Origin of the sequence: Pseudoalteromonas sp. NZS71 (assembly GCF_015864715.1) — a bacterium.
Lineage (GTDB): Bacteria > Pseudomonadota > Gammaproteobacteria > Enterobacterales > Alteromonadaceae > Pseudoalteromonas > Pseudoalteromonas arctica.
Genome location: NZ_JADYWS010000006.1, coordinates 144,017 through 168,441, shown reverse-complemented (window position 1 = coordinate 168,441; position 24,425 = coordinate 144,017). Strand labels below are relative to the sequence as shown.

The following is a 24,425-nucleotide window of genomic DNA, read 5'->3' as shown; positions in this document are numbered from 1 at the left end:
TCTTCGCCCAGTCCATCTTGTGATTGGTGGCGTTCAATAATACGTTTGCTTGCGCGTTCTAGTTTTGCTTTTTTGCGGCTTAACTCATCGAATTTGCCGCTCCACTCTTTACTCGCATTGGACTTTAATTTACACCCATCAATGGCAACCATGTTGCGGCCTATCAAGCCTTCTTCATCACATATCATCAGCACTTGCGTAAAAAGCGGCTCAATCTGTTCATGCATTTTAGCCACAAAACCCGCTATAGATGTGTAATGTGGCTGGATATCTCCCGACACACTCATAAATAAAATATTATGCTCGCAAGCCTTTGCAATCCGACGGCTACTGATAAAACCATGTGCATAGCCCAGTAAAATAATCTTTAGCATTACCGAAGGCGGATACGCAGCAGCGCCTGTTTTGTCGTTGTTATACCACGCGTCAAATCCCGATAAATCGAGTTTATTTTCGACGATATAACAAAGGGCATATTCAAAGGTGCCAGGCAAAATTTGCTCAGCGAAATTGATAGGAATGAATTTATTTTGACAGGATAAGTCAGGCTTGTAGTTAGCCATAACAGTTTACCGTGGGTGAATAATATCTATTAGATCACAGCGAACAGATGGATTCAAGGTTAAAAAGCAACCAACCAAGAATAGTTGGATACGTTCCTAAAAAAAGTAATTCTACAGCCTCAACGCTTTGCTAAGCGGCTAAAAATGGCTGGCTATAATAGCGAGGAACGAGCACAGCCAGCTGTTTGTGTCCGTTTAAGCAACTTATAGTTACTCCGTTCCATTAATTAATGTATTTACCTATCTCATTAATACATGGAATATGCTTCTGTTGGTCACGAATATTTGAGCGGAAACAATCTATGTTTGTAACAAGACTTTCGGACCAACAGGAGTTATTTGTTTCAATACGCATACTCAGGGATTGTCGTAATGCCGACTATCTATAAGACCTGCGAGAAACACTATTGATCACTACCTATCCTTTCACTTTACCTCTAGGAGGCCCAAAATGGAAGCCTTTAACGTTTCAGATTTTGCTGCCCTTATCGGGATCGATTGGGCTGACCGTAAACACGATATTTGTGAAATAAATCGCGACACAAATACACAACACTTAAGTGTGATTTCATCTGATCCTAAGTCAATTAATGCATGGGCGCTTGAGTTAAAACAACGCTACAATGGCAGACCTGTTGCTGTCGCGTGTGAGCTTAAAAAAGGCCCGCTTATATACGCACTCAGTAAATTTAAGCACATTGTATTATTTGTGATTAATCCATCAAGTGTCGCTAAATATCGTGCAGCATTTACGCACAGCGGGGCTAAAGACGATCCTACTGATGCAATTATTCAAGTTGAAATTCTACAACTTCATATGGATAAATTAACAGTTATCAGACCTGATTCGGAAGACGTTAGATGCCTTGCGCAGCTTGTCGAATATCGCCGTAAATTATTACAAGATCGTGTTGATTTAACCAATAAAATAGCCACAACGCTAAAAAATTATTATCCCCACGTGATTGATTGGTTTAAAGAAAAAGACACTCAAATATTCTGTGACTTCTTACTGCGTTGGCCCTCTCTTGCTCACGCTAAAAAAGCGAGAAAACAAACACTACTCGACTTCTTTAATCAACATAATTCCCGCTATCCACTCATTAATGAAAAGCGGATAAAAGAAATAAAGGATGCAGAAATACTCACCGATGATATGGCGGTGATCACGCCAAACTTATTGCTTATTGAATGCCTCGTTCCGCAACTTAAACAGCTGATGTTGGCAATAACACGATTTGATGACGAAATTAAAACATTTTATAAGCAACATGCAGATCGCGCTATTTTTGATAGTTTACCAGGTGCAGGCCCACAATTAGCACCTCGACTATTAGCCGCTATGGGGTCAAATCGTGACCGCTATAAGTGCGCCGCTGACATACAAAAATACGCAGGCATTGCCCCTGTTACCGAACGCAGTGGCAAAAAGGAATGGATACACTGGCGGTACTCATGCACTAAATTTTTAAGGCAAACATTTGTGGAATGGGCAGGATTATCTGTACGTTATTCATTTTGGGCTAAAGCATATTATCGGCAGCAAGAAGGCAAAGGAAAACCTCATAATACCATCATCATATCATTGGCATTTAAGTGGATACGAATCCTATTTAGGTGCTGGAAAACACATACGCCCTACGATGAATCAACTTACTTAACTGCATTGAAAAGTAAGGGATCACCGCTGTTAAAATTTGCGGTGGAAAGTGAGCTTTAGCGCTTGCTGTCCACCTCAGGGCGTGTTGTTATGAGTTTGAAACTCAAAAATAGAAATTAGTATCCATAATCCCATAATTTTTTCTGAGACAAAATACTCTTTTCTTTGTTTTTCCTAAAAAGATAACCTTGGCTATGACCTTCATCACACAGTATTTTTTTTCGTTCAATATATACAGCAACGACAATTTCATCATCTGGAGGATAAACATCAACAATGATTGATAAGGTAAAGGTTTTTCCATTTAGCGTAACCTTTTCCGAACCAAAGTCATTAATAAGTTTACTGGCATCTTCATATGAACTTATATTCAAAGAACTTAACTTGTTACGTAGGAACTTATGGTAGCCAAGAATATCGATATTCATAGAAGAACTCATAACAATTTTGTCTACGACATTTGTCGTTTTATAAACCGACAAATATCCATATATTACAGTGCATTTATCTTAACCATCAAATAAACACCTGTAAACAATTAGTTAACTGGAAATTATTTTTAATCAATGCACAAATACACCGAAATGGTGGAGATCAGTAATATTGGACAAAACAACAAGTGCTGTCTATATATACAGTTAACTTTTACTAGAGATTCATATCATGAAATCATCTTTTTTAACTATGATAGCCGAACAAATGTATCTAAAGCGTTATGCTAAAAGTACTATTAAAGCGTATTTATACTGGATAGCTTCGTTTATTCGATTTAACTCTATGAGGCACCCAACAACGATGGGAGATAATGAGGTCGAACTTTTTTTAGCTTTTTTAAACTCGTTTAGTCAACCAACAAAATGTTGCTCCTAACACTCAAACACAAGCCTTAAATGCGTTGAGCTTTTTATTTAAAGAAGTGATTAAAAAGCCACTCTCATTAGGTTTTATTAAGAGCAAACGAGCAACTAATTTCACAACAAATTTCCAACGCCGTTATCAGTCCTTTTCAAGATTATAAACTCCCCGATTTAAAACAAAAAAGCACAGCCCACAAGCGCCATGCTTTTAAAATCAATCTTAATCCCGCTTGTTTTACAAACGAATACCGCCGTCTATTTCAACCACGCGGCCGGTAAAAAAGTCGTTTTCAATTATGTATTGTGCAGTATGGGCAATTTCGTCGCTTTCGCCTAAGCGCCCTACTGGCGTTACTGCAAGCATACGTTGTTTGGCTTCAGGCTTCATGGCGTCGGTCATGGCAGTACTTATTACACCTGGTGCAATAGCGCCTACACGTATACCAAAACGGCCAAGTTCTTTAGCCCATGTGGTGGTAAGTGCCACTACGCCTGCTTTTGATGCCGCGTAATTTGTTTGGCCTATGTTACCTGCTCGCGCTACGCTCGACATATTGACTATAACGCCGCCTTTGCCTGATTCAATCATGTGGCTTGCAGCTTCCCGCCCTGCTAAAAACACACCGGTCAGGTTTACATCAATAACTGATTGAAATTGCTCAAGAGACATTTTTTTAACGACTTTACCGTCTTTAGCCTTTATAAACATGCCGTCGCGTAAAATACCTGCGTTGTTTATAAGCACACCAATGTGGCCAAAATCGCTGTTAATGGTATTAAATACGTTTTCTACTTCGCTCTCATTTGTTACGTTTGCGGCATAACCTTTAATATTGCTGGTTACACCTTCAAGCTGTGTTAATTGCTTGCATGCGTTGTTTAATAAGTCTTGTGCCATATCTATTAAAGCAATGTTAGCACCCATAAGTGCAAACTTTTGCGCCATTGCAAAGCCTAAACCTTGTGCGCCACCGGTTATTACTACCGTGTTATTTTTAATTTCCACGCGTTGCTCCTACTTTGAAAACAGTTTAAAAATGGCACTAAAGTCATCACTACCCGCACCTTGGTGCTGCAGCATAGTGTATAAATTTTTAGCCATTGAACCCATAGGGGTTGATGAATTACTTTGCTGCGCGGCTTCCATAGCAAGGCCTAAATCTTTAGCCATTAAATCCACCATAAAGCCAGGTTTGTAATCGTTACTTGCTGGGGCTGTATCCATTACACCTGGGCAAGGGTTGTAAAGTTCAAGCGTCCAGTTTCGCCCAGAACTTGCGGTCATTATGTCGCTAAGTACTTTAGGATCGAGGCCGTTATTAATACCCATTTGCAGTGCTTCGCTGGTGCCTGCCATTAAAATACTGAGTAACATGTTATTACATATTTTTGCTACTTGCCCTGCACCAATATCGCCTGCATGAAATATGTTTTTACCCATATCACTCAGCACTGTATGTGCTTTATTAAACGCGGCTTTCTCGCCGCCTACAATAAAAGTAAGTGTGCCTGCGGTTGCGCCTGCAACACCGCCCGATACCGGTGCATCTACAAAGCTTATGCCTTGTTTGCCAAGTGCACTGCCTACAGTGCGTGCTGATCCTGCATCTATTGTTGAGCAATCAATTACTAATGTATTTTTGCTTAGCACATTAATTAAACCGCTGTCGTCGTTATTACCCAAATACAGCGATTTAACATGTTTGCCTGCAGGTAACATACTAATAAGTACGTCAGCATTGGTTGCGCACTGCTTTGCATCAACTGCGGCTTTTGCGCCTTTGCTTGCAAGTTCATTTACGACCGACTGGTTTAAATCAAACACACTCACAGTATGTCCAGCTTTAATTAAGTTAGCCGCCATTGGGCCGCCCATATTGCCTAAGCCGATAAAACCAATATTGAGTTTAGTCATCGTCTTTCCTTTATTTGTGTATTGGCGTGTCTAAGCCATTGAGTGGGTGGTTTTCGCCAAAGCGATTAGCAAAAAAGCTGTCTATTATTGTTTGTGGTACATCACTTAGTGTTTTATATTGCCAATTTGGCGCACCGTCTTTATCTATTAATAGCGCCCTTACACCTTCTTGAAACTCGCCTACTTCGCCAGCGCGAACCGACATACCCAGCTCCATTTTAAAACACGCTAATAAGCTTTTGCCTTTACTGGTTTTTAATTGATCACTAACGAGTGCGCAGCTTAGTGGGCATCCGTGTTTAAGTGACTTTTGAGCGCGCTGTAGCCATTTATCGTCAGTAGCTAACCCTAAAATATAATCAACTTGCTCCTGCAAGGTTGTAAATTCACCCAGCTTTTGAATCGTTTTTAAATTAGCTTTTATATTGCCTTTTGGCATACGCGCTGATTGGTTGTCTAAATCGGTTAATAACTTAGTTAAACACTCATGATTTAAGCTTGCGGTTTTGCCCCATTTAGCTGCTAAAATTTGCGCAAGCATGGAATCATATTTAGTGCTGTCTATAAAGTGATCGGCAAGCGATACAAAACGCGCGTCGTCACAGTTAATTGATGCCGACGTTAACCCTAAAAATAATCCAACACTTTGTGGCATTTTATGTAAAAAGTAACTGCCGCCTACATCAGGGTATAAACCTATGGTTTGCTCTGGCATGGCAATGCGTGATGTTTCTGTAACAACGCGGTGGCTAGCACCGGCCATTAGTCCTAAACCGCCGCCCATTACTATGCCGTTACCCCAAACGAGGATAGGTTTATCAAAGGTATGAATAAGGTAATCAAGCTTGTACTCTAGCGTAAAAAACTCTTCAACTAAGCTTGTTGGTTTACCTTGCGCCATTGCATGATGAAGGCTTACAACATCGCCGCCTGCACAAAATGCTTTATCGCCTGCGCCTTTTAACAACACCATTGCAATAGCATCATCGTCTTGCCAAGCTCGCAATTGCGGTTCAAGTAACTTGATCATCTCAAAATTAAGTGCATTTAACGCTTTTGGCGCGTTGAGTGTAATAAGCCCAATTAAACTGCCATTTTCTGCGGTTGCGGTTTCAAATACCACGGGCTCATCGGCGCTATTTAATAATGTTAAAGCACTCATTAGCCGTTTACCCAGTTAGCTCGGCGTTTTTCTAAAAAGGCATTTACGCCCTCTTGTTGATCTTCGGTATCAAATAAACCAACAAATAACTCGCGCTCAAGAGGCAATACACTTGCCATTGGTTGATGGCGCCCTTTTTGAATCAATGTTTTACATGCTGCAACTGAGGTAGGGCTTTGATCGGCCACTTGGTTTGCCAGTTTTAATGCTGCTGCAAAGCTTTCACCTTGTGGTACTACTTCTTCTACTAAGCCGATTTGCAGGGCTTTATCAGCTTTTAAGCGCTCGCCGCATAAAATCATGCGCTTTGCCCAGCCTTCGCCTACAAGCCATGCTAAATTTTGTGTCCCACCCGCACACGGTAATAAGCCAACTTTAGCTTCAGGGAGCGCCATTTGTGCTTGCTCTTCCGCTATACGTACGTCGCACGCAAGGGCGACTTCTAGCCCGCCGCCCATTGCATAGCCGTTTATGGCTGCAACCGACACGCCTCTAAAATTAGTAAGCGCTTCAAATGCTTCACCAAATACACGCGACATATCGGCGGCTACGCCTTTATCGCCACCAGCAAATACGTTTAGGTCGGCACCTGCGCTAAAAAACTTCTCGCCTTCACCTGTCAGTACTAATGCATAAATATTTTTATTATTATTAAGCTCATTAACGGTATTTTTTAAATCAACTAGGGTGTCTTTTGTCCAGGTGTTTGCTGGCGGGTTAGACATCGTTAAAATAGCAACATGACCTTCGGTTGTTAGTTCAATACTCGGATTAGATTTAGATTCTGACATACATTGCTCCTTATAAAACGTCGTTTGCAGACTGCGCTAAAATACGGCGCGCTATAATTACACGCATAATTTCGTTAGTGCCTTCTAAAATTTGATGAACGCGTACATCACGTACATGGCGCTCAAGCGGGTATTCTTTTATGTAACCGTAACCACCATGAATTTGCAGTGCGTCGTTACACACGGTAAAGCCAACATCGGTAGCAAAACGTTTAGCCATGGCGCAGTAAGTGGTTTTTTCAACGTCGTTATTATCAAGTTTAAATGCAGCAAGCCTAACCATTTGGCGCGCAGCTACAAGCTCGGTGTTCATATCGGCAATTTTAAATTGCAATGCTTGAAACGCAGCCAATGGTTTACCAAATTGTGTACGTTCTTTTAAATATTCACGGGCTGTATTAAGCGCCGCTTGCGCTGTACCAATTGAACATGTGGCAATGTTAATTCGACCGCCATCAAGGCCTTGCATCGCAAATTTAAAGCCTTCGCCCTCTGCGCCTAATAAGTTATGCGCAGGAATGCGTACATCTTCAAAGCTAATTAGGCGTGTAGGTTGTGCGTTCCAACCCATTTTTTCTTCGGCTTTGCCGTATTCAACGCCTTTTGCGTCGGCCGGGACTACAAATGCCGAAATACCCGCAGCGCCTTCGCCGCCTGTACGTGCCATTACCACTAATACTTCGGTTTCGCCCGCGCCCGATATAAACATTTTTGAGCCGTTAATAACGTACTCATCGCCCTCAAGCACGGCTTTTGTTTTAAGTGATGCGGCGTCTGAGCCCGAGCCTGGCTCTGTTAAACAGTAAGAGGCAAGTAACTCGCCCATTACTAATTGCTCTACGTATTTGTCTTTAACGGCATCGGTACCAAAACTTGCTACCATCCAGGTAGCCATATTATGAATGGTTAACATGGCCGTTGTTGCGGTACAACCCATAGCAAGTTGTTCAAAAATAATACTCGAATCTAAACGAGATAAACCAAGGCCGCCTGCTTCCTCTGGCGTGTATAAACCACAAAAACCAAGCTCGCCCGCTGCTTTAATCGTGTCTTTAGGAAAAATATGTTCGCGATCCCATTTTGCTGCATGGGGCGCAAGTTCTGACTCGGCAAATTGGCGTGCTGTTTGAGCAAAGGCTTGTTGATCTTCAGATAAGTTAAAGTCCATGGTAGACCTCTTTAATTATGTTAGTTGTGTTGTTAGTGTTTCCCGTCACGGGAGTAGTTTGTGACGAGCGGCGAAGGCTTATGTGTGTTGTGTGTGAAGTAGCCTTCGCGCCCATCTTTATTATTAATTATTCTTTTATTTACTCATTTTTTAATTACGATTATTTTAAGTTAATGCTCATATTTGGACCCGACGCAATGTCGTCTTCAAACCAACGTGAGGTAATCGTTTTAGTTTCTGTGTAAAAACGAATGCCTTGTTTACCGTACGTGTGTGTATCGCCGTAAAACGAGCCTTTCCAACCAGTGAACGAAAAGAACGGAAGTGGCACCGGAATTGGCACATTAATACCTACTTGGCCTACTTCAATTTCGTGTTGGAATTTACGAGCCACTGCGCCGCTTGAGGTAAATAACGAGGTACCGTTACCGTAAGGGCTGTCGTTAATAAGTGCGATTGCTTCATCAAGCGTGTCTACAAACATACACGCCAGTACTGGGCCAAATATTTCTTCTTTATATAAATCCATCTCTTTGGTTACATCGGTAAATAACGTTGGGCCAACCCAGTTACCTTGCTCATACCCTTCAACTGTAAAGTCAGAACCATCAATTAAACAAGTAGCGCCTTGCTCTTTACCACCGGCAATGAGTGATAAAATACGTGCTTTTGCTGCTTTTGATGTTTGTGGACCGTATGCTGCATTTGCATCATCCCACACGCCTGGGCGTACATTTTCAAAGCCTGCTTTAATTTCATCTATCCACTGACTTGCTTGACCTACAAATACAGCAACCGAAATACCCATACAACGCTGACCAGCAGCACCTACCGATGCGCCTACTAGGTTGTTTACAACGTGCGATTTACTTGCATCTGGCATAATAACCATGTGGTTTTTAGCGCCAACACAGGCTTGCACGCGTTTAAGATTTTGTGTGCCTTTAGAATAAATATAAGCACCTACACCACACGAGCCAACAAACGAAATAGCACGCACAGCTTTATCTTCTAGTAAACGGTCTACTTGTGGTTTTGTACCGTGAACAACTTGTAATACGCCTTTTGGTGCGCCGGCTTCAATAAATAGCTCTGCTAAACGCATTGGTGTAAGTGGATCTTGCTCAGACGGTTTTAAAATGAAGGTGTTACCACACACAATAGCCAGCGGGAACATCCAAAGTGGGATCATCGCAGGGAAGTTAAACGGGGTAACACCTGCACACACGCCAAGTGGCTGCATGTAAGAATACGTATCGATTTTACGCGCTACGTTTTCCATTGTTTCACCCATCATTAATGATGGCGCGTTAGCGGCTTGTTCTACTACTTCAATACCACGCCAAACATCGCCTTTTGCATCTTCAAACGTTTTACCCAATTCGTGGCAAATAATGGTAGCAAGCTCATCGTGATGTTCTTTTAATAGCGCCGCGTACTTCATCATAATGCGAGCACGTTCAGTAATAGGTACGTCTTTCCATGTTTTAAACGTTTCAGAGGCTGAGGCAATTGCTGCATCCATTTCTGACTCGGTGGTACATGGCACTTGTGCAAGTACTTCTTGAGTTGCTGGGTTTATAACATCGATAAGCTCTTTAGACGCTGATTGAATAAATTCGCCATTAATAAGTAGTGGTACTTGGTGCATGATTAAATCCTAGTGTGTGAGTTGTGTGTTCTCTTTTAAAATTGGTAGCGCCGCTTTGTTAGTATTATGAGTGCAGCGCCTTTATAGTTATTCGTTAAAGTATTCGTCTAGCTATTCATGTAACCCTAATTAGTAAGCTTCTACGGCCATAGCAACCGCTTCACCGCCACCAATACATAAAGACGCAATGCCTTTTTTAAGGCCTCGGTTTTTAAGGGCATGAATAAGCGTTACTAAAATACGCGCGCCGCTTGCACCAATTGGATGACCCAATGCACATGCACCGCCATTCACGTTTACTTTGCTTTCATCAAGTTTTAACTCGTTAATAGCCAGCATGGTTACCATGGCAAATGCTTCGTTAATTTCCCAAAGGTCAACATCGTTTACAGCCCAGCCTGCTTTTTCAAGCACGCTGCTTATTGCACCTACTGGCGCTACAGTAAATTCACTTGGTTTTTGAGAGTGAGTACTGTGCGCCACAATTTTACAAAGCGGTGTTAACCCCAGCTCTTTTGCTTTTGATTCGCTCATTAATATAAGCGCTGCGCCACCGTCTGAAATTGACGATGAATTAGCCGCTGTAATGGTGCCGTCTTTTTTAAAGGCTGCACGCAGGCTTGGAATTTTTTCTGGGCGGGCGTTACCTGGTTGCTCGTCAATCGAAACTGTTACATCGCCTTTGCGTGTTTGCATCGTATGCGGGGCAACTTCGTTATCAAAGCTACCATTTTGTATCGCGGCTTTTGCTTTACTTAATGAGCCTAATGCAAACGCATCCATTTGCTCGCGGCCAATGCCGTATTCGTCGGCGGTGTCTTGTGCAAAACAACCCATAGCTTTGTTGTCGTATGCATCTTCAAGGCCATCGCTCATCATGTGATCTTTTATTTCGCCATGTCCCATACGCATTCCGCCACGCGCTTTTGGTATAAAGTACGGTGCGTTTGTCATGCTTTCCATGCCACCAGCAATAGCAGATTGAATAGAGCCTGCTTTAATTAAATCGTTTGCAAGCATGGCGGCTTTTAAACCAGAGCCACATACTTTATTAATTGTTGTAGCGCCAGTGCTAAGTGCAAGGCCTGCTTTTAACATTGCTTGGCGTGCAGGTGCTTGTCCAAGGCCTGCTGGTAATACACAGCCCATAATTACTTCATCTATTGCATCATTAGCTAAACCAGTTTGTGCAAGTGCACTGGCAATGGCGGTAGCGCCAAGCTCTGTAGACTGCGCATCACTTAACGCTCCCATAAAACCACCCATTGGGGTGCGTTTTGCTGCTACAATTACCACTGATTCTAAAGTCATAACTAACTCCGTTGTAATTTAATGCAAATAATTGTTAGTATATTTGCTCTATTAATTTAGTATTCATTTATTATTTAATACCTACACACAATACTAACGTTTACGCCAACGTCAACTAAAAACAGCTTAATTTTTAGTTTTATAAGTGTAAGCATTATTTTCCAGCTGTTAGGCCACACTGAGGAAATAAAATTAACCTACTGAAAATTAATAAAATAAGTCAATTCTTCGCACCAACATTCCTTTATAAATAGTTTCAAACTACGCCAAGCTTTACCTTTACGTAAACTTCACTTATATTGGGGTTATTCGAATGAGGTAAATACAATTATGAAACCAGATAATCAAACAAACTTTGCAAGCTCAGCCAAAATGCCGGCTAGTAATGAACAAACATTTAGCATTAGCGAACTCGCTAAAGAATTTGACATTACAACCCGCTCCATTCGCTTTTACGAAGATCAAGGGTTAATAACCCCAGAGCGTAATGGTCAAACACGTATTTATTCAAAGCGCGACAAAGTGCGTTTAAAACTAATATTACGTGGTAAGCGCCTTGGTTTTACATTGGCCGAAACCGGTCGTTTGTTTGAACTGTACGACGCTGATAAGTCGAGCGCTAAGCAGCTGGTTACCATGCTTGATTTAATAGCCGATAAAAAGTCTGACCTATCTCAACAAATGGACGACATTAAAGTTGTTCTTATGGAGTTGGTGACGGCCGAGCGCCGCTGCAGAGACACGCTTAATAAAATAGACGAGTAAGTTTATTTTTAAAATAACAACACACTGACAACACACACGTCACACAGGAATGAATCATGAGCACTATTTCACTATATAAAGAAATGAACTTTGGCCTTGGCGAAACCGCCGATATGATCCGCGACCACGTAAACAGTTTTGCGAGTCAGGAGATTGCCCCGCTTGCTGAAAAAACTGACTTAGATAACGCTTTTCCAAATCAACTTTGGACTCAAATGGGCGAAATGGGCGTACTAGGTATGACCGTATCTGAAGAACTTGGTGGCGCCGGTTTAGGTTACTTAGAACATGTTATTGCTATGGAAGAGATTAGCCGTGCCAGTGCCTCTATAGGTTTAAGCTATGGAGCACATTCTAACCTGTGTGTTAATCAAATTAACCGTAACGGTACACAAGCTCAAAAAGAAAAATACTTACCAAAGCTTATTAGTGGCGAGCACATTGGTGCTCTTGCAATGAGCGAGCCTAATGCGGGCTCTGACGTTGTATCGATGAAACTTAAAGCCGAGAAAAAAGGCGATAAGTACATTTTAAACGGCAACAAAATGTGGATCACCAATGGCCCCGACGCACACACACTCGTTATTTACGCTAAAACAGATTTAAACGCCGGCGCTAAAGGCATTACCGCGTTTATTGTTGAGAGCAACTTTCCTGGTTTTTCTACGGCGCAAAAGCTCGACAAACTGGGCATGCGCGGCTCAAACACCTGTGAGCTGGTATTTGAAAACTGCGAAGTGCCCCAGGAAAACATTTTAGGTAACTTAAACGAAGGCGTTAAAGTACTTATGAGTGGCCTTGATTACGAACGCGTAGTACTTGCAGCAGGCCCGCTTGGCATAATGCAAGCGTGTATGGACATAGTGGTACCGTATATTCACGAGCGTAAACAGTTTGACACCCCTATTGGTCAATTTCAGTTAATTCAGGGCAAAGTAGCCGACATGTATACACAAATGAATGCTGCCCGTTCATATGTGTATACGGTAGCTCGCTCTTGTGACCGTGGCGAAACAACCCGTAAAGATGCTGCCGGTGCCATTTTATATGCAGCAGAACTTGCGACTAAAATGGCGCTTGACGCGATTCAAATTTTAGGTGGCAATGGCTACATAAACGAATACGCAACGGGTCGCCTGCTTCGTGATGCTAAATTATACGAAATTGGTGCAGGTACATCAGAAATACGCCGTATGCTTATTGGTCGCGAACTTTTCACTGAAAGCCGTTAAGGATTAAACCATGACGATTTTAAAATCGAGCGTTAACCCTCACGATCCAACGTTTGTGCAAAACCATAAAAACATGTCGGCGCTGGTGGATGATTTACGCAGTAAAGTAGCAACAATTAGCCAAGGCGGAGGCGCGGCATTAAAGGAGCGCCACGAAGGCCGTGGTAAATTATTTGTACGCGACCGTATAAGTACGTTAATTGACGAAGGCTCACCGTTTTTAGAAATTTCGCAATTTGCTGCCTTTGGTGTGTACGAACAAGCAATACCGTGCGCCGGTGTTGTAGCCGGTATAGGCCGTGTTAAAGGCATTGAATGCATGATTATTGCAAACGATGCCACGGTTAAAGGCGGTACGTATTTTCCGCTTACTGTTAAAAAGCATTTACGCGCACAAGACATAGCAGAGCGCTGCCACTTACCGTGTATTTATCTTGTAGATTCGGGCGGTGCAAACCTGCCTGAGCAAGACGATGTATTTCCGGACAAACTGCATTTTGGTCGTATTTTTTACAATCAAGCCCGTATGTCGGGTAAAGGTATTCCACAAATTGCCGTGGTAATGGGATTATGTACCGCAGGTGGTGCGTACGTACCTGCTATGGCCGATGAAAGCATTATTGTAAAAGATCAAGGCACTATATTTTTAGCAGGCCCGCCGCTTGTAAAAGCAGCAACAGGCGAAGAAGTAACAGCCGAAGAACTAGGCGGTGCCGATGTGCACTGTAAAGTGTCGGGTGTCGCCGATCACTACGCTGAAAACGATGCTCATGCGCTGTCTATTGCGCGCCAATGTATTGAGCGCATTAACTACACACGTCCGACCGCCCCTCTTCTAGAGGATGTAAAACCACCTCGTTATGATATTAACGAGCTTTACGGCATTGTAGGCACCGACCTTAAAAAGCCGTTTGATGTACGCGAAGTAATAGCCCGCACTGTAGATGACTCATCATTTGATGAATTTAAACGCTATTTTGGTGAAACGTTAGTCACCGGTTTTGCCAGCATTTATGGCAACCCCGTTGGCATAGTGGCTAATAACGGTATTTTATTTAGTGAGTCGGCGCAAAAAGGCGCGCACTTTATTCAGCTGTGTGCTCAGCGCAATATTCCTTTAGTGTTTTTACAAAATATTACCGGCTTTATGGTGGGTAAAAAATACGAAGCCGAAGGCATTGCAAAGCACGGCGCTAAAATGGTGATGGCGGTTTCGTGTGCTGATGTGCCTAAATTTACAGTACTTATTGGCGGCTCTTACGGCGCAGGTAACTACGGAATGTGTGGCCGTGCATTTGAACCAACCATGATGTGGATGTGGCCTAATGCCCGAATTTCGGTCATGGGCGGCGAACAAGCAGCGGGTGTAATGGCGCAAGTTAAACAAGATGGTTTAGCACGCAAAGGTCAAAGCATGAGCGAGCAAGAAATCAGTGACTTTAAAAAGCCAATTATTGACCAGTACGAAGAGCAAGGTCATCCGTATTACGCCAGCGCACGCTTGTGGGATGACGGTATTATAGACCCTGCCGATACGCGTAATGTATTAGGGCTTGCGTTAACGGCTGCGAACAACGCACCAAAACGTGATTCGAAATTTGGCGTATTTAGAATGTAACCGGAGCGCAAAATGTCAGTAACACTACAAATAACAAAATCTAATGTGGCTGTACTTGTATTAAGCCGCCCAGAAAAAAGAAACGCATTTAACAGCGAAGTAATACATGAGCTGATTCAGTGTATTGAACATGCAAATACGCTTGATATTCGCGCTTTGGTTTTAAAAACAGAAGGTAAGCATTTTTCAGCCGGTGCCGATTTAGCCTGGATGAAGTCGATGGCTGATAACAGCTACGCAGATAACTTGGCTGATTCGATGCAATTGGCTAAATTAATGCAGGTGCTGGCAAACTCGCCCCACCCTACAATTTGCGCTGTGCAAGGTGCTGCTTTTGGTGGTGCACTGGGCTTAATTGCCTGTTGCGACATAGCCCTTAGTAAAGACGATGCGCAATTTTGTTTAAGCGAAGTAAAGCTTGGCCTTATTCCGGCTGTTATTAGCCCGTATGTCATTAAAGCGATTGGTGAACGCGCTGCTCGCAGGTACTTTTTAACGGCTGAAGTGTTTGATGCACATACTGCTAAGCAACTTGGTTTAATTCATCAAGTAACCGGTAATTTAGACTGTGCGCTCGATAATATGCTGCAAACACTGATTGATAACGGACCTGTTGCAGTAAAAGCCGCAAAAGCATTAATTAACGATGTAGCAAATAAACCAATAACCGATGAACTCATTGAGCTTACCGCAGAGCGTATTGCAAAAATTCGCGTATCTGAGGAAGGCCAAGAAGGGCTAACTGCTTTTTTTGATAAACGCCCACCCGCTTGGCAACTGTAGGATTGATTATGAACACACAACGATTACAAAAAATACTGATTGCCAATCGTGGAGAAATTGCGTGCCGAGTAATGCGCAGCGCAAAACAAATGGGCTTAACCACGGTCGCGGTTTATTCTGATGCAGACAAACATGCCCGGCACGTAAAAATGGCCGACGAGGCTTACCATATTGGTGCTGCGCCAAGTAAAGATTCGTATTTAGTAGCAGACAAAATTTTGCAAGTTGCCAAAGACTGCGGCGCTGATTGTATTCACCCGGGGTATGGTTTTTTATCTGAAAACAGCGAATTTGCTAAAGCCTGCGAAGCTAACAACATTGCTTTTGTAGGGCCACCAGCAAGTAGCATTGAAGCAATGGGGTCTAAAACCCGCGCTAAAGAAATAATGGCAGCTGCTAATGTGCCATTAGTACCTGGTTATTACGGCGATAAACAAGACCCTGCTTTTTTACAAAGTGAAGCTGAAAAAATTGGCTACCCTGTACTAATTAAAGCCGCCTTTGGCGGCGGCGGTAAGGGCATGCGTGTGGTTGAAAAAGCAAAAGACTTTATGAGCGCACTACAAGGTGCGCAACGTGAAGCTATTGCCGGTTTTGGTAACGATTTAGTATTGCTTGAGCGCTACGTAAACCAACCTCGCCATGTTGAAGTGCAAGTATTTGCAGATAACTACGGTAACTGTGTTTATTTAGGCGATCGTGATTGTTCTTTGCAACGTCGTCATCAAAAAGTAATTGAAGAAGCCCCTGCTCCCGGTTTATCTGACGAACTACGTAAAGAAATGGGCGAAGCGGCTGTACGTTGTGCACTGGCTATAAATTATAGAGGCGCAGGTACGGTTGAGTTTTTACTGTGTGGCGATGAATTTTTCTTTATGGAAATGAATACGCGCCTTCAAGTAGAACACCCAGTAACCGAAATGGTAACCGGTGTAGATTTAGTCAATTGGCAAATTAATATTGCGGGTGGGCAAACACTGCCACTGACACAAAGTGATATTCAATTGCAGGGTCATAGCTTTGAAGCGCGTATATACGCAGAAGATCCAGCTAACGACTTTATCCCGTGTTCGGGTACTATTGAAGCGTTACATACACCGCTTAACAGCGAATTTGTACGCATTGATACAGGCATTGCACAAGGCGACGAAATTAGCCCGTTTTACGATCCGATGATTGCAAAACTTATTGTGCACGACGACAATCGCGAACAAGCACTGAGCCGTTTACAACACGCTCTTGAGCAATTTCATTTAGCAGGTTTTAGCACTAACATTGGCTTTTTACATAACTTAGCAAGCCACCCTACCTTTAAACAAGGTGCGCCAAGTACACACTTTATTGCAGAGCAAGGCGACTCGTTAGTTGCGGTTGATAAATCGTTATTACAAGCAAGCCAACTTATTGGTGCTTTTGCATATTTAGAATCGTTAACTAACACCCAAAATGCGCCAAACAGTGCAAGCCCGTGGCAACAACTAAGCGGTTTTACACTCAATGCTCCGCAAGCAATTAAAGTTCCTTTTGCTGATTTACAGCTAAGCGCTATAAAAACGTCAGCGGGCTATAGTATTACGCATAACGAGCACGTATTTAACCTACAAGGCACATTAAATAACAATCTTTGCAGTGTATTTATTAACGGCGAAAAACATACCGCGCATGTAAATACTGTTGGCAATAGTACCGTGAGCAATAGTACTGTTGGCAATATTGTCACTGTTATGAATAAAGCACTGCAAACTAAGCTTGAACTAGTTGATAAACATTATATTAGTTCGCACGAAAGCGAAGCTCTGCCACTTGCCGCGCCACTTAATGGCACGGTAGTTAAGCACTTAATCGAAATTGGTAGCACAATCACCAAAGGCGATGCGGTTGTTATTATCGAAGCCATGAAAATGGAATACACGCTTAACGCACCACACGACGGCATTTTAAAAAGCTATTGTTTTGGTGAAGGCGAATTAGTAACGCATGGTGCTCTGCTTGCTATAGTAGAAGATACAACAGAGGAAGGTGCATAATGAGTGCCTTTGCAAGTAAAGTACGTATTGTTGAAGTTGGCGCGCGAGACGGCCTACAAAACGAAAAAACAGTAAGCACAGCCGATAAAGTAGCGCTTATTAACGCCCTAAGTGCCGCAGGTTTAAAAGATATTGAAGCTGGCGCGTTTGTCTCCCCTAAATGGGTACCACAAATGGCAGACTCAGCGGATGTAATATCAGCGCTAGATTTACCCGATGTAAATTTAAGTGCCCTTACACCTAACTTAAAAGGTGCACAAGCAGCGCACACTGTTGGCATTAAAGAGTTTGCTATATTTACCGCTGCGAGTGAGTCGTTTTGTCAAAAAAACATAAACTGCTCAATAGATAAGAGTATTGAACGCTTTAGTGAAGTAATGGCGTTTGCTAAAGCGAATAATATCCGCGTACGTGGTTATGTAAGCTGTGTGCTAGGTTGCCCCTATGAGGGTGAGATTGACCCACAAGCAGTACTAAGTGTATCGCAAAAGCTATTAGATTTAGGGTGTTACGAAGTAAGCCTTGGCGATACCATTGGTGTTGGCACCGCTAAAAAAGTAACGCAATTAATCGAGTTACTCTTAACACGCATTGATAAAACCAAGCTGGCCGTGCATTTTCATGATACTTACGGGCAAGCGCTCACAAATATTTACGCAGCCTTAAGCCTAGGTATAGCAACGGTTGACGCGGCAGTTGCAGGCCTTGGTGGCTGTCCTTATGCTAAAGGAGCGTCAGGAAATGTTGCCACCGAAGATGTAGTTTACTTACTGCAAGGGCTTGGCATTGAACACGGAATTGATTTACAAAGGTTAAGTGACGCTGGCTGGGAGATAACCAAAGCACTTGGTAAGCAACCTGTGAGCAAAGTATCTGTGGCACTGCACACTAAATAGCTATCTTATAAAATGATGATTCAAGATAGTTAACAACAAATAGCACACAATGAGGAGAGACTCATGGCCGGTTTTGATAAGGTAGTTTCTAGTTACGAAGCTGCAATGGAAGGATTAAAAGACGGCGATACCATTATTGCCGGAGGTTTTGGTTTATGTGGTATTCCAGAGGGCTTAATTAAACAAATTAAGCACATGCAAACAAAAGACTTAACCGTGGTATCTAATAACTGTGGTGTTGATGACTTTGGTTTAGGTATTTTATTACAAGACAAACAAATTAAAAAAGTGATTGCGTCATACGTTGGCGAAAACGCCCTATTCGAACAACAGTTATTAAGTGGCGAAATTGATGTAGAGCTTACACCTCAAGGTACACTTGCTGAAAAAATGCGTGCTGGTGGCGCGGGTATACCCGCATTTTACACGGCAACCGGTTACGGTACTCCTGTGGCAGAAGGCAAAGACGTAAAAGAATTTAATGGTCGCCCATATATTTTAGAAGAGTCTATAACGGGTGAATTTGCTATTGTTAAAGCGTGGAAAGCCGATCGTTACGGTAATTTAGTGTTTAGACACACCGCCATGAACTTTAATCCAATGGCAGCAACGGCTGGTAAAATTACCGTTGCCGAAGTAGAAGAAATTGTAGAGCCGGGTGAGCTTGAACCAAGCCAAATTCATACCCCGGGTATTTTTGTAAATCGCGTTATTAAAGGCAGCTTTGAAAAACGCATTGAACGTGTAACAACACGAGATTAAGCAGGAGCATAATTATGGCATTATCACGTGAACAAGTTGCAATGCGCGTTGCACAAGAACTACAAGATGGTTACTACGTTAATTTGGGCATAGGAATTCCGACACTCGTCGCAAACTATGTACCGGATGATATTGAAGTTATGTTACAGTCCGAAAATGGTCTTTTAGGCATGGGCCCGTACCCTACTAAAGCAGAGCTAGATGCCGATATGATAAACGCGGGTAAAGAAACCGTGACAGCAGCTAAAGGTGCAGCCATATTTAATAGTGCAGATAGTTTTGCCATGATACGGGGTGGTCATGTAGACTTAACTGTTCTGGGTGCATTTGAAGTTGACCAGAACGGCAACATCGCATCGTGGATGATCCCTAAAAAGCTGATTAAAGGCATGGGTGGCGCGATGGATTTAGTCGCTGGCGCGAAAAACATTATTGTTACTATGACCCATGCAAGTAAGCATGGTGACTCTAAACTATTAGAAGCCTGCTCTTTACCGCTTACTGGCGTTAATTGCGTTAAAAAAATAGTGACAGATTTAGCCGTACTAGAAGTTAAAGACGGCGCATTTCATTTATTAGAACGCGCTCCGGGCGTAACTGTTGATGAAATCATTAGTAAAACAGCAGGTAAATTACTTGTTGACGGTGAAGTACCAGAAATGGTTTTTTAGTAACTTTTAATAAGTTAACTTAAAATAACGCTTTACCCTGTACCGACCTCATTCCCAGTGCCAATGGCGCTGAGTTACCCAAAATCCCTCTCACGAGGGATTTTTTTTATCTTTTGCCATTATTTTTACCGTCATTCATACATCTGTAGTAAATTTTATCTATAATACAAATATAAATTAAATGTAAGCGCTTAGATTCTTTGCACTATTTTGTGGATAGTCTGCACCCTTTTTGTGAACTAGCGTTAAATTTATTTTTAACCTACTGATATTTAAATATTAAATAGTTGGTTCAAATTTTGCCTAAGTAAGGCGTCTCAATAAATTAAATAATTCTGGAAAACATGCAAACTCCTATTCGTGGCCTTCGCTCTTTTTGCTTTGCCGCAAGAAGCCTAAGTTTTAAGCATGCAGCTAATGAGCTGTACTTAACGCCGTCTGCGGTAAGCCATCAAATAAAACAACTTGAAGAACAACTTGGTATTGAACTTTTTCAACGTAAAACGCGTTCAATTAGCTTAACCACAGCGGGTAAAAACTTTTTTGATGCTGTGTCTCCTATCATCACAATGTTAGAGGGCACCATTAACGAGTTTAGTCAGATGCAGCAAAATACAAATTTGACAATTACGTTGCCTGAGTTTTTTGCCAGCGAGCTACTCATGCCTAAATTAAGTGAGTGGACGTCAGAGCACCCTAATATAAACCTGCAAATGGATACGCTTAAAACACGCAAAGAATTAACGCGCCATAGCGATTTATCTATTGTATTGTCCTCAGGTAAACCTACTGAAGGATTAGCGACTGAGTTGTTTAACCTTGAATATATTCCTGCATGTAATAAAAAATTGCTCGACCAATGGAGGGACGATCATCGTCAAGCGCTTAACCAAGTTCCGCTGATCCTCCACAAAGCTCGCCCTTGGGCATGGCACCAGTGGGCCGAAAAAGCGGGGATTGATGACTTTTCTCCTTCGCAGATTATTCAAATAGATAGCATGTTTGGTGTAGCGCGTGCAGCGCAGCAAGGCATGGGCATTGCGCTTATCCCACTGCCTATTAGTCAAAGCTGGTTAGATGAGCAATGGCTGTACAAATTATTCGAACAGCCTTTAACAACTAAAGATAAATACTATTTAGTACAGCACGAATCAAGCACGCCTAATCACCCGCTTGATTTATTTGCGAAGTGGGTTGTAAATACGTTTAGAAAAATCCAAGAATAATCCCCTATTAGACGAGTTCAGTAATACAACCCACTCTGTGTTTTATTACTGAACTCGTCTAATACCAACCTGCATAAATCTTTGATCAATTTAACGAATTAAATTGCACTATTACGTCGTTAAAAATTTTTTATTTAGAACAACTAGATACAAAAATTTTTGCCTAGTTCTAGCGTAATTTTCTTAACGTTAAATAGACCCCATATATAAGCAGATTGGTATAACTCCCTGCAAATTTGAATAATATTTTTTATTTAAATACATAAACTTAACGCCGATCATTAGACTAAAGTCTATAGTTTAATTTTTTTCACTCATTGGTTTCATTTTTATCGTTTGTCGAAAATAAAGTTAAATATTAAAGTTACTTCATCAGCTCAAAACAACTTAGTTAATTTGTTTTTTAAGAGCAATAAATGCAACCTTTTGAGTTTTAGTAACTCAAACTTAGCAGTGAAAAGAATCTTATATTGTGTGTGTAAGATGTTGTCAGTGTGAAAAAGCGGTTCAAGTTAGGTGGTGACTTGGCTTGAACTGTTTTTATTCTTGGCTCAACCACATGATATGCATTACAAAGCTACTAAAGCGTAGCAAACCGAATCTTTATATTGTGTGTGAAGATGTTGTCAGTGTGAAAAGCGGTTCAAGTTAGGTGGTGACTTGGCTTGGACTGTTTTTATTCTTGGCTCAATCACATGATATGCATTACCAGGCTACTAAAGCGTAGCAAACAGAATCTTTATATTGTGTGTGAAGATGTTGTCAGTGTGAAAAAGCGGTTCAAGTTAGGTGGTGACTTGGCTTGAACTGTTTTTATTCTTGGCTCAAACCACATGATATGCATTACAAGGCTACGTAAGCGTAGTAAACAGAATCTTTATATTGTGTGTGAAGATGTTGTCAGTGTGAAAAGCGGTTCAAGTTAGGTGGTGACTTGGCTTGGACTGTTTTTATTATTAAGCACATACATAATATAGCTATATACAGATTAATACATTTTAAAAAGCCCCGTAAGTTATAACTTACGGGGCTTTTTTAGTTAATTTTTTATTTGATACTCTTTTTTTAATTTACTTATTTGCACTTTATGTGAAAGCAAAAATGTATCAAATTGCTTAACTACCTCAGGATAGTCAATCGACGATAATAAAAAGGCTTGTAAATCTGTCGGCAATTCGTTTTGAAAATAAACGGGTCGGGTTAATTTGAAATATTTAACAATATTATAGTTTAATACATCGTTAGATATGTAAATACACTCCACTCGCTCTTTTAAAAGCATCTCTATTAATTCCATTACGTTAGCGGTTTCAATTAGCTCAACGTTTTCGTTATTCATTAAAGGTTTAAAGCTTTGAGACGTAAACCCTCTCACCGTTGCAAAACTAACGCATTCATCAATAGTGATATTTTTATTTAAACTCGCAATACCCGTTTTAGTCACAACGGTTGGCTGCGAATAAATAATTTCATTTAAATCACCAAAGGAAGCTTTATAACTTGGTTTCCATTGAGGGTTATCTGGATATTTAAAATCAACATGATGGTGATCAATAAATTCTTTATAAAGACGATTAATTGGCAGCGTGTAAAACTCAAATTCAAAATCGTGCTGCTGTGCAAATAAAGTGAGTAACTCTTCACTGAAGCCATAATAGTCAGCACCATTTGTTCCACTACCATCAAAGTAAGGTAGATACTCTATATTCTCTACGCCGACGACATAGTGGGTTGCCGACTTAGCATCTGTAATAAAAATTAATAAAGCTAAAGGCAAATACATTAACTGCGTTGTTATTTTTATAAATTGATTCATTTACAACCTAAGTAATATTATTGATGTGTAGCTCAACGCTTTAATTTTAAAAAATTTGCAAAGAATATGATAAATCTATTTTATTTTATGCAAAAAAAAGCCTGATTAAAATCAGGCTTTACAAAGTAAAAGGTTTAGCTTTTATCTCTTGGTACAAAATCGAGTACTGTTGCGTTTATACAGTAGCGGTCTGTGCCTCTAGGGCCTTCTCCTGGGAATAAATGACCAAGATGAATACCTGTACTTTTAGAACGTAGCTCAATACGTGTTATTCCCCAACTGCTATCATCATGCTGCGTTACACTACTTTTTACTGGGTGCTTAAACGACAACCAACCAGTACCGGAGTTAAACCTATCGCTTGTATCAAATAGTGGCTCTCCACTTAATTTATCAACAAAAGTACCATCAGGTGTATTTTTAAACTCTTTGTACTCTTTACAATAAGGTCTATCTGTTCGTGCATCGAATGCAACTTTATAAGCATCACTGTTACCTAATTTAAAAGCGCCTAATGCTTTATAAAACTCTTCAGGTGTTGCATAGCCTTGACGGCTATATACCTCAACGCCATTTTCTAAAAACAAAATAGTCGGCGTTGCCCACGTGGCTGACTTAATAGTTAAATCATTAAGTTGGTCAGCATGGCGAAATGTCATAGGTATTGTGCCTTTGTAATCATTTGCGACTGCTTTTTTAAATTTGTCACAGTACGGGCAGTAATCACGAGAATCAAGTACCACTATTTGCTTACCTGCGATTAGAGCACTGTTGTCTGCTTTTTCCACGGGTGTTTTATTAAAAACAACACCGGTAGAGTGATCGGGACAATAGCCATTAGGGTTCTTTTCTAGATAATTTTGATGATATTCTTCTGCCGATACAAAACCTGCAAGTGGTTTAATAACCGTTTCGATTTTGCCGTAGCTCGCATCAGTTAAAAGCTGCTGATATTGCGATTTAACTTGCTCAGCTACTTTAGCTTGTGCATCAGTAGTCGTTAATACAATTGAACGATATTGCGTACCGATGTCGTTACCTTGGCGATTTTTTTGCGTAGGATCGTGACTTTCAAAATAGTTTTTTAAGAGATCTTCTGCTGAAATTATATTGCTGTTATACATAACTTGCACAACTTCAGCATAATTGTTCTCATCAAAACGACGAGACTGATCAGTAATATTTCTGTACGTTGCTTTAAACCCATTACCGTCAGCATAACCCGACTCAGCATCAATAACGCCATTAAGCGCTTCGTAGCGTTTTTCTGCTCCCCAAAAACAACCAGACCCCAGTACAATGGTTTCTACATGCATGGTGGCTTCTACATTACTGTGTTCTACCTTTTCCATAGATAAAGCAAAGCTGCCTGCGCTAAATATAATAGCAGCGCCTGATAAATATAATAAATGCTGGTGTTTCATAAAGTACCTCATAAACAAGTGCGTGCTAATTAAGACCTCCTTATCTTAATTTTCATTTCAACCTAATTACTTATTTAGTACGAAATGTATTAAGTTTTAGTCCTCAATAAGTTAAATACGATTAATT

21 protein-coding genes and 1 pseudogene are annotated in these 24,425 nt (G+C 41.3%); 11 read left to right on the top strand and 11 right to left on the bottom strand.

Translation table 11 applies throughout. The features are described 5' to 3' along the window. Positions 1-563 (bottom strand): transposase (locus I6E85_RS06010; RefSeq protein WP_197236711.1); only part of this gene is annotated, 563 nt, incomplete at its 3' end. A gap of 451 nt (positions 564-1,014) precedes the next feature. On the opposite strand from I6E85_RS06010, the gene I6E85_RS06005 reads away from it, so the two are divergent. Then, entirely contained in the window at positions 1,015-2,283 is a 1,269-nt protein-coding gene (locus I6E85_RS06005; RefSeq protein ID WP_197236710.1) for an IS110 family transposase, read from the top strand. Positions 2,284-2,339: 56 nt separating this feature from the next. On the opposite strand, the gene I6E85_RS06000 is transcribed toward I6E85_RS06005, so the two are convergent. After that, on the bottom strand, positions 2,340-2,651 hold the full coding sequence (locus tag I6E85_RS06000; RefSeq protein ID WP_197236709.1) for a hypothetical protein: 312 nt from the start codon (positions 2,649-2,651) through the stop codon (positions 2,340-2,342). A 235-nt stretch (positions 2,652-2,886) separates the two neighbouring features. Between I6E85_RS06000 and I6E85_RS21195 the strand changes: the two are divergent. Continuing rightward, a pseudogene (locus I6E85_RS21195) lies at positions 2,887-3,190 on the top strand (phage integrase N-terminal SAM-like domain-containing protein); the annotation flags it as partial. Between the two features lie 125 nt (positions 3,191-3,315). On the opposite strand, the gene I6E85_RS05985 reads toward I6E85_RS21195, so the two are convergent. The 7 genes from I6E85_RS05985 to I6E85_RS05955 form a co-directional block, all read right to left on the bottom strand. After that, complete coding sequence (locus I6E85_RS05985; RefSeq protein WP_197236708.1) at positions 3,316-4,086, bottom strand: SDR family oxidoreductase; 771 nt, start codon at positions 4,084-4,086, stop codon at positions 3,316-3,318. Positions 4,087-4,095: 9 nt separating this feature from the next. After that, positions 4,096-4,995, bottom strand: a complete 900-nt coding sequence (gene mmsB / locus I6E85_RS05980) for a 3-hydroxyisobutyrate dehydrogenase (protein ID WP_197236707.1) — start codon at positions 4,993-4,995, stop codon at positions 4,096-4,098. A 10-nt stretch (positions 4,996-5,005) separates the two neighbouring features. After that, positions 5,006-6,157 carry an enoyl-CoA hydratase/isomerase family protein gene (locus I6E85_RS05975; RefSeq protein WP_197236706.1) on the bottom strand — a complete coding sequence of 384 codons (1,152 nt, stop codon included), beginning with the start codon at positions 6,155-6,157 and terminating at the stop codon, positions 5,006-5,008. Further along, entirely contained in the window at positions 6,157-6,948 is a 792-nt protein-coding gene (locus I6E85_RS05970; protein ID WP_182769636.1) for an enoyl-CoA hydratase, read from the bottom strand. Before I6E85_RS05970 ends, I6E85_RS05975 begins: the two co-directional genes overlap by 1 nt. Before the next feature lie 10 nt (positions 6,949-6,958). Beyond that, positions 6,959-8,116, bottom strand: a complete 1,158-nt coding sequence (locus I6E85_RS05965) for an acyl-CoA dehydrogenase family protein (protein ID WP_197236705.1) — start codon at positions 8,114-8,116, stop codon at positions 6,959-6,961. A 160-nt stretch (positions 8,117-8,276) separates the two neighbouring features. After that, positions 8,277-9,767, bottom strand: a complete 1,491-nt coding sequence (locus I6E85_RS05960) for a CoA-acylating methylmalonate-semialdehyde dehydrogenase (protein WP_101163878.1) — start codon at positions 9,765-9,767, stop codon at positions 8,277-8,279. A 129-nt stretch (positions 9,768-9,896) separates the two neighbouring features. Next, on the bottom strand, positions 9,897-11,078 hold the full coding sequence (locus I6E85_RS05955) for an acetyl-CoA C-acyltransferase (RefSeq protein ID WP_101163879.1): 1,182 nt from the start codon (positions 11,076-11,078) through the stop codon (positions 9,897-9,899). A 330-nt stretch (positions 11,079-11,408) separates the two neighbouring features. Between I6E85_RS05955 and I6E85_RS05950 the strand changes: the two genes are divergently transcribed. The 9 genes from I6E85_RS05950 to I6E85_RS05910 all read left to right on the top strand — a co-directional run bounded on the left by I6E85_RS05950 (position 11,409) and on the right by I6E85_RS05910 (position 21,058). Continuing rightward, on the top strand, positions 11,409-11,843 hold the full coding sequence (locus I6E85_RS05950) for a MerR family DNA-binding transcriptional regulator (protein WP_007580242.1): 435 nt from the start codon (positions 11,409-11,411) through the stop codon (positions 11,841-11,843). A 56-nt stretch (positions 11,844-11,899) separates the two neighbouring features. Further along, complete coding sequence (locus I6E85_RS05945) at positions 11,900-13,075, top strand: isovaleryl-CoA dehydrogenase (protein ID WP_101163880.1); 1,176 nt, start codon at positions 11,900-11,902, stop codon at positions 13,073-13,075. Positions 13,076-13,085: 10 nt separating this feature from the next. Then, positions 13,086-14,693, top strand: a complete 1,608-nt coding sequence (locus I6E85_RS05940) for a carboxyl transferase domain-containing protein (RefSeq protein WP_101217335.1) — start codon at positions 13,086-13,088, stop codon at positions 14,691-14,693. 12 nt (positions 14,694-14,705) lie between these two features. Next, positions 14,706-15,476: an enoyl-CoA hydratase/isomerase family protein gene (locus I6E85_RS05935; protein WP_024590169.1), complete on the top strand. Its 771-nt coding sequence runs from the start codon at positions 14,706-14,708 to the stop codon at positions 15,474-15,476. An 8-nt stretch (positions 15,477-15,484) separates the two neighbouring features. After that, positions 15,485-17,503, top strand: a complete 2,019-nt coding sequence (locus I6E85_RS05930) for an acetyl/propionyl/methylcrotonyl-CoA carboxylase subunit alpha (RefSeq protein ID WP_024590168.1) — start codon at positions 15,485-15,487, stop codon at positions 17,501-17,503. After that, entirely contained in the window at positions 17,503-18,399 is an 897-nt protein-coding gene (locus I6E85_RS05925; protein WP_024607467.1) for a hydroxymethylglutaryl-CoA lyase, read from the top strand. The genes I6E85_RS05930 and I6E85_RS05925 overlap by 1 nt, the downstream gene beginning before the upstream one ends. 63 nt (positions 18,400-18,462) lie before the next feature. Then, positions 18,463-19,161, top strand: coding sequence for a CoA transferase subunit A (locus I6E85_RS05920; RefSeq protein WP_077537941.1), 699 nt, complete (start codon positions 18,463-18,465; stop codon positions 19,159-19,161). Positions 19,162-19,175: 14 nt separating this feature from the next. Continuing rightward, positions 19,176-19,832 carry a CoA transferase subunit B gene (locus tag I6E85_RS05915; RefSeq protein WP_007580251.1) on the top strand — a complete coding sequence of 219 codons (657 nt, stop codon included), beginning with the start codon at positions 19,176-19,178 and terminating at the stop codon, positions 19,830-19,832. A gap of 344 nt (positions 19,833-20,176) precedes the next feature. Further along, complete coding sequence (locus I6E85_RS05910; protein WP_024590165.1) at positions 20,177-21,058, top strand: LysR family transcriptional regulator; 882 nt, start codon at positions 20,177-20,179, stop codon at positions 21,056-21,058. 1,039 nt (positions 21,059-22,097) lie between these two features. Here I6E85_RS05910 and I6E85_RS05905 read toward each other — a convergent pair. Together I6E85_RS05905 and msrA are read right to left on the bottom strand one after the other, a co-directional pair. Beyond that, positions 22,098-22,874 carry an amino acid ABC transporter substrate-binding protein gene (locus tag I6E85_RS05905; protein WP_024590164.1) on the bottom strand — a complete coding sequence of 259 codons (777 nt, stop codon included), beginning with the start codon at positions 22,872-22,874 and terminating at the stop codon, positions 22,098-22,100. Between the two features lie 134 nt (positions 22,875-23,008). Further along, a complete protein-coding gene (gene msrA, locus I6E85_RS05900; RefSeq protein ID WP_197236704.1) occupies positions 23,009-24,298 on the bottom strand; it encodes a peptide-methionine (S)-S-oxide reductase MsrA in 1,290 nt (429 codons plus the stop codon). Positions 24,299-24,425 lie beyond the last annotated feature (127 nt).